General features: G+C 75.0%; 2 protein-coding genes. Both read left to right on the top strand.

What is annotated here, in order from left to right; translation table 11 throughout:
• The first annotated feature begins 72 nt into the window (after window positions 1-72).
• Entirely contained in the window at window positions 73-3,177 is a 3,105-nt protein-coding gene (locus tag ACFV61_RS35035; RefSeq protein ID WP_380496150.1) for a lantibiotic dehydratase, read from the top strand.
• Window positions 3,174-3,865: lanthionine synthetase LanC family protein (locus ACFV61_RS35030; protein WP_380496148.1), on the top strand; the 692-nt coding region annotated here is incomplete at its 3' end. The genes ACFV61_RS35035 and ACFV61_RS35030, both read left to right, overlap by 4 nt.

Raw genomic sequence — 3,865 nt, 5'->3', positions numbered from 1 at the left:
CCACCCACCCCGCCCCCCCCCCCCCCCCCGCCCGCCACCGATCGTCATCCGATTCCTATACCGAGGTCAGCCATGCGCCGCTCCGCTCCGCCGACTTCCTACCGTGCCGCAGAAGTAGCGCTCGTCCGCGCCGTCACCACCCCCGAACTCCCCTCTCCCACCTGGCCGGACCTCACTACCACCGACAACGACCTGCTGTCGGGGCAGGTCGATTGGCTGCGCGCGCTGTGGGCCGATGAGGACCTCGCCGAGGCACTCTCGCTCGCCAGCCCGGCCCTCGCCAATCGGGTCGCGCAGTTGATCCGCGCCAAGGCCCCACTGCCGCGGGAGGTCCGGCGCGCTGCCCTGTCCACCGCCCGCTACCTGCTGCGGGCGGGCCGGCGCCCGACCCCGTTCGGGCACTTCGCCAGCGTCCAGGCAACATTCTTCGGCCCCCGTGCTGAGCTGCGCTGGGGCCCCGACCACCACACCGCGGCGAGGTCCTCGGCCGCCTGGCTCGCCCACCTGATCCGGCAGTCGGAACAGGTCCCCGCGCTGCTCACGCGGCTGGACGTGGTCGCGAACGACACCGCCCACGTGCGCGGCGACCGCCTCGTGATCCCCCACCAGCTGCTCGACCGGGCAGAGGGCGGCACGAGCCCGGCGGAGGTGAGCCTTCGGCACACCCGCCCCGTCGCGTTCGCCCTGGCCTGCGCCCGCCATCCGATCCAGGTTCAGACGCTGACCGGCAAACTCGCCGCCGAGTTCCCCACCGCAGAACAGGCACGGATCGGGGGCACGCTGGCCGCGATGGTCACCCACCGCGCCCTGATCACCAGCCTCCACGCCCCGGCCACCGAGCCGGACCCGCTCGGCCATCTGCTGGCCGCGCTGGAGAAGGCAGGCGCCGATCGCGTTCCCGAGGCCGCCGGGCTGCTCGCCGACCTGCGGGCCGTCCAGAAGGCGATCACCGCACACAATCAGGCGCCCAGTCGGACGGGCCGCGCGCAGATCGCGCGGGCGATGGCCGCCCCGGGCTGGGCCGAGGCGGCGGCCCGGCCGATGCTGGCCGTGGACGTGCGCCTGGACGCCGACCTCGTGCTGCCCCGGGCCGTGGCCGACGAAGCAGCCCAGGCGGCCGGGCTGCTCGCCCGGCTGAGTGCGCTGCCGTTCGGGTCCGCGTCGTGGCGCTCCTACCACCAGCGGTTCTACGAGCGGTACGGCCGGGGCGCGTTGGTGCCGCTGCTCGACGTCGTGGCCGACAGCGGGATCGGCTTGCCCGACGGCTACCCCGGTGCCCGACCCCCCGAGCCTGCGCGCTTCGGCAAGCGCGACGAGGTCCTGGCCGCTCTCGCCCAGCGGACGGCGCTCGACGGGCAGCGCGAGGTCGTCCTCGACGAGAACTTGCTGCGAGCGCTCGACCTCGGCCCGGCCGACGGGCCGCGGCTGCCCCCGCACCTGGAGATCGGCTTCCACCTCCGCGCCCGCAGTCGGGAGGCCCTGGACCGGGGCGAGTTCTGGCTGGAGGTGGTCTCCGTGCCCCGGGCGGCCGGGGTGTCGACCGGCCGCTTCCTCCACCTTCTCGACCCGCGGCACCGCGCGGCCTTCACCGACGTGCTGACCGCCCTGCCGACCATGGACAAGCAGGCGGCCACCGCCCAGCTGTCCTGTCCGCCGCTGGATCCGGCGACCGGTCACGTGGCCCGCAGCACGGCGACCGGCCAGCTGGTCGTCAGCCTCGCCGAGCACCGCCCCGGCACCGACGACCGGGTGCTCCGGCTGGAGGACCTGGCGGTCGGCTGCGACGGGCGGCGGATGTACCTGGCCGCGCCCGCGCTCGGCCTGCGGATCGAGGCGAGCGCCACCCACGCCCTGAACCTACGCCTCCATACCCCTCCGCTGGCCAGGCTGATCACCGAGCTCTCCCGTGCCCAGGCCGCGCAGGTCACCCCCTTCTCCTGGGGTGCACTCGCCTCCCTGCCGTTCCGGCCCAGGCTGCGGCACGGCCGCATCGTCCTGTCCCCGGCCACCTGGCGGCTGTCCGCCGCCGAACTACCGCCGCCGCGCGCACCGTGGGCTCAGTGGGACGAAGCCTTGCTCGCCTTCCTGGAGCGGCGCCAGGCACCGCGATGGGTGCAGCTGGCTGCAGCCAGCCAGGGCCTGCCGCTCGACCTGCACCACTCCGGTGACCGTGTGCTGCTGCGCTCCCACCTCAACTCCTCCCCGCACGCCACCCTCGTCGAGACCCCGGCTCCGCCCGACCTGGGCTGGGCCGACGGCCGGGCCCACGAGATCGTCGTCCCGGTCACCGCCACTCGGCCCCCGGCCTGGCCTCTGCTGCCCAAGCCGACCACCGCGCGGCTCCTTCGACGCGGTCACGGGGACGCCCCGGGCACCGCCCGGGTGCTGCTCGCCTCGCTGTACGGAGACCTTGAACGGCAGGACACCGTCCTCACCCGGCACCTGCCCGACCTCCTCGCCCGACTCGGGAACCCGCACTGGTGGTTCGTCCGCTTCCGTGACCCGCGCCAACACCTGCGGCTACGCATCGCGCTGCCGGAACCGGCCGCGTTCGGCCCCGCCGCTGCCGTGATCAGCACGTGGACCGCCGAACTCCAGCAGACCGGGCTGCTCTCCGAGGTCGTGTACCCCACCTCCTATACGGAGACCGGCCGCTGGGGCGAAGGCCCGGCCTGGGCCGCGGCCGAGCGCGTCTTTCGCGCAGACTCCGCCGCCGTCCTCGCCCACCTGTCCCAGCCCGCCCGGCCCGAGCGACTCGCGCTGCTGGCCGCACACACGGTCACCATCGCCACCGGCTTCACCGGCTCCCCCTCTGCCGGTCTCCGCTGGCTCATCCGCAACGTCCCCGCCCAGCCCACGGCCGCCATCCCCCGGCCGGTGTTCCGCAAAGCCGTACGGCTGGCCGACCCGGCGGGCGACTTCGCGGTGCTTCGGGGTGAGCCGGGCGGCGGAGCGATCGTGGACGCCTGGGCCGAGCGGCACCGGGCCCTCACCGCCTACCGCACTTTCTTCCCCAGCCCGCACACCCAGGGCATCTCGCTGGACGACGTCCTCGGCTCGCTCCTGCACTGCTCGCACGGCCGCGCGCACCGCGTCGACTTCGACGACGAGGCCGAGGTCCTCTACCTGGCCCGCGCCGCCGCCCTCGCCCGTCTCTCCCGGGACGGTGACCTGTGACCCCGCACCCCGCCGTCCGCCTGTCCGACCGAATCGCCGAACTGCTCGCCGACCCCAGCAGGGCTCCGAACCAGTGGACTTCGTGGCCGCAGTGGCGTCAGTCCTTGGCCACCGGCGCGCCAGGCATCGCCCTGCTCCATGCCGAGCGCGCCGCCGCCGGACGGGGCCCGTGGGAGCCCGTCCGCACCTGGCTGGCCGTCGCGACCGGCGCCCCGATCACCAGCGGGCCCGGCAGCCACCTCTTCTACGGCGCCCCCGCGCTCACCCACGTCCTCGGGTGCGCCTCCCAGGCCCGGCCCGGCTCCTACCAGCGCGCCCTCGACCACCTCGACCAGGCCGTCGCCACCCACGCGATCCGCCGATGCGAGGCGGCGCTCACCCGCCTCGACCGCGGCGACCTGCCGGCCCTCGCGGAGTTCGACACCATCCGCGGCCTGGCCGGCACCGGCTCCGTCCTGCTGCACCGCGCCCCGCGCGACGAGGCGATCCGCGCGGTGCTCACCTGCCTGGTGCGTCTCACCGACGACGTCAAGCACAACGGCCGGACGCTGCCGGGCTGGTGGACCACCACCGGACCTTCCGGAACGCCGGACGAAGGCTTCCGTGGCGGGCACGCCAACAACGGCCTCGCGCACGGGATCGCGGGCCCCCTCGCCCTGCTCGCCCTGGCCCTGTGCCAGGGCGTGGT

Source organism: Kitasatospora sp. NPDC059817 (genome assembly GCF_042731835.1).
In the GTDB taxonomy this organism is placed as follows: domain Bacteria; phylum Actinomycetota; class Actinomycetes; order Streptomycetales; family Streptomycetaceae; genus Kitasatospora.
The sequence above is the reverse complement of the archived record's forward strand: the minus strand, read 5'-3'. Positions and strand labels throughout refer to the sequence as shown.